The sequence below is a fragment of the Tepidimonas sp. genome (genome assembly GCF_036824975.1).
Taxonomy (GTDB): domain Bacteria; phylum Pseudomonadota; class Gammaproteobacteria; order Burkholderiales; family Burkholderiaceae_C; genus Tepidimonas.
The window spans coordinates 10,212-13,050 of the sequence record NZ_DAISZC010000062.1; the positions used below are offsets into that span (position 1 = coordinate 10,212).

Genomic DNA, 2,839 nt, shown 5'->3' on the forward strand with positions numbered 1-2,839 from the left:
AATCCATGCTGCCGGAGTCGTCGATGGCCAGCACGAGATTCGGTGGTACGCTCAGACCGATGAACAGCGGCGTGGAGGGCCACAGCGACGATTGCGCCATCGAAACGGAATTCGCGAGTGCGCAAGCCGATGCAATCAGCAAATGTGTAAAGAACGAAGGCTTTGCGTTCATGGCCTTGGATCCGAGCAAACTATTCCGTGGCGAACAGGACTTCCAGCATCACGGTTGCCCGATCGTTATTCGCGGGCTGGGCCCGCGCGGTGATGCGGTAGCGTTTGCAGTTGTTGTCGGGGTCGTTGGGGGACGTCGGATCCGGCGGCGCACAGTCAAAGTTGGCGCCCAAGAACTCCACGAGGTACTGGGGATGTTGACCCATGAGGGGACCGAGGTTGACCGTTGACGCAGTGGCCCAGGCAGTAACGGTGAGGTCGCTGCTGCGCAGTGGACAGTCGGGATCGTGAAGTTGGCACATACCGTCAGCACAGTTCGACTGCACCGTACGGTCGCACGTGCCGTCCGCGGCCAGTTGTGACAGGGCGGGCGCTGTCCGTGCGTGGATGGTGGCGACGGATTCACCGACCCGCAGGGCTGCTTCGGCCGCCTGGAACGCCAGATTGCGGTCCAGTGTCGCGTTGGCGAGTCGCTGTTCGATGACGGTGCTGCGAATCGTCGTCACACCGATGATGGTCATCGCCAACAGCAGTATCAGCGCGATGACGAGCGTAAAGCCTGCGGATGCCCGACGTCCCGAACGCGGAAGGCAGCGGTGTCGTGTCATCATGGTACGTATTCCCGGTTGCGCACGCTCACCACATACTGTGTGGAGCGCCCCACGGGGCCGCCACCAGTGCCAACGGCCTCGCTCGTTTGGTGAGTGAGTACCACGCGGACGGCGACGACGTCGTTCCACTGCGTGACGCTGTTGGCAGCGACGAATGAGTCGGCATACTGCGGCGGTTCGGCTCGGTCGCCGGTCAGGAATGTAAGCTGAAGGTTGGTTACATCACGCGCCATTTCCGTGGGTGCTCCGTTGTTTTCCATGCGGTAAAGAGATCGACCGCCCCGCGGGTTGACGCCGATGTACCAAAATGCCGCGCTGTATTTCGCCAGATATCCGCCCTGGGCAAAGGTGCGTTCTTTTCGATTGCCGTTGCAGTTGGTCGGAAAGCCGAGATCCTTCGAGCAGTTTCCTGGTGTGCCGGTGCCTGTATTGTGTACGACGGTCCTGTTGGTCTGGCTGCTATTGGTGACTTGAAAAATGGCAGCCGACTGGCTGTCGCAAGCCATCAAAATGTCGCCATCGTTGAAACCATGGTTTGATGTGTTGACCTTGAACTGCGCTGAAGCGGGATTGTGCTCCGTGATGATGACGGGAGAAGCATTGCCACGGCGTAGTAAGATCGCTTCGGTGCCACTGATCCGATCTCCGGTCGTAGAGCCAAACGCGCGCGGCCCGGGAGTATTGCCGCCGTAGCCGACGAGCGGACCCGTTGCCCAATTGGCCCACCAGTCGGTGCCACCATTGTTTAGAACATTGGCCACGTTGGTGTTGCCGCAGGCGATGCTTCCCGCTTCGCGTATTTCGCGAGCAAGCAGCTCGAAGGTGATGCGCGCGTCGTCATGCAGCCGAGCAAGATTCTCGGTTGTTCTAAATGTGTCGCGGCTGGAGATAAAAATACCGAAAATCGCTCCGCTGACGACCAGACCCAAGGTCAGGGCAATCATCAGTTCGACCAGCCCGATCCCGCGCACCGGTGGTCGCAATTCCATCGACGCCGGGGGCCACGGTTTGTTCGGTGGCAGCCTCTGTTTCATAGGCGAGACCGAACTTCAATGCTGGCGGCCGAGGATCCTTCGGTTGCGCGGCTGTCATCCCAGTACACGCGAACCAGACAGTCTGCGCCGGTGCAATCGACTTCGCCACAGACGCCGTCGTGATTACCCAGCGTTGCCTTGAGTGACTGAAGCCAGTCGTTCAACGCAGACCCCGCCAGGCCACTTTTTCCAGATGTCGTGCTGCATGTCTTGGGTATGTCGTAACGGTCGCCAGCGGCGCCGGCGCGGTCGGCCCGTAAAACATCAAACATGGCATAGGCCAGGAGTGCGGCGTGATTGCTGGCAAACGCACTTTCCGCATTACGCATTGCTGCCAGTTGCATCCGTAGAATGCCAATCAGGCCGACTGAAAAAACGATCACGGCAACCATCACTTCAATGAGACCGGCGCCTCGGCATGTCTGCGTGCGGGACGAGGTGTTATGGTGAACCATAGCTTGTAGGGATGGCTATCCGGTTGTCAGTTAGGTGCCGGGCAGGTGCTGGCAACCCCCGTCACCGATTCGGAAATGATGCGTCCGGACGCGTTGATCACCAGGTGGCGGGCCCGTGTGTCGTTGGACAGCGCTGCGCTCGTGCTGCAAACGCGTAACGTGCCGGCCTGGAACGCACCATTGAGTTGCTTGCTGGCGCCGTCAGCGCCGAAGGAGACATACGTTGCCGTGCCGCTTGCGCCTCCGTTGCCTGTGATGACGATGTCGGGCGCGAGAGGCTGTCGTACTTGCAAGATGGTGTCGGTGCCGTCGACGGCCGGGGGGGCACTGACCGTTCTGTCGACAAAAACAATCCAGCCGCTGTGCCAGTTCCCGCTGTTGTTGCAGTTGCTGAAATCCGTATTTGCCTTGCAGACGGTGACGCGCTGATTGCGTCGTATGGCCTCCATGCGCGCCGTCTGCAGCGCACTATAGAGGTCGTGTGACGCGGCACGCATACGGCTGCTGGCGACAAAGCTCTGCAGGCGGGGAACACCGATGGCCAGCAAGATGGCCAGCACGGAGACGG

At 60.2% G+C, this 2,839-nt stretch carries 4 protein-coding genes; all 4 read right to left on the bottom strand.

Going from position 1 to position 2,839, the window contains the following annotated elements; genetic code table 11:
• Positions 1-191: 191 nt before the first annotated feature.
• Positions 192-782: a pilus assembly PilX family protein gene (locus tag V7Z54_RS07805; RefSeq protein ID WP_334135631.1), complete on the bottom strand. Its 591-nt coding sequence runs from the start codon at positions 780-782 to the stop codon at positions 192-194.
• The gene (locus V7Z54_RS07810; protein WP_334135632.1) at positions 779-1,771 is read right to left on the bottom strand and encodes a PilW family protein; all 993 of its coding nucleotides are present in this window, start codon (positions 1,769-1,771) and stop codon (positions 779-781) included. The genes V7Z54_RS07805 and V7Z54_RS07810 overlap by 4 nt, the downstream gene beginning before the upstream one ends.
• A 41-nt stretch (positions 1,772-1,812) precedes the next feature.
• Positions 1,813-2,271 (bottom strand): type IV pilus modification PilV family protein, encoded by a 459-nt coding sequence (locus V7Z54_RS07815; RefSeq protein WP_334135634.1) that lies wholly within the window; start codon positions 2,269-2,271, stop codon positions 1,813-1,815.
• A gap of 26 nt (positions 2,272-2,297) precedes the next feature.
• On the bottom strand, positions 2,298-2,839 hold a 542-nt coding region (locus V7Z54_RS07820; RefSeq protein WP_334135635.1), incomplete at its 5' end, for a GspH/FimT family pseudopilin.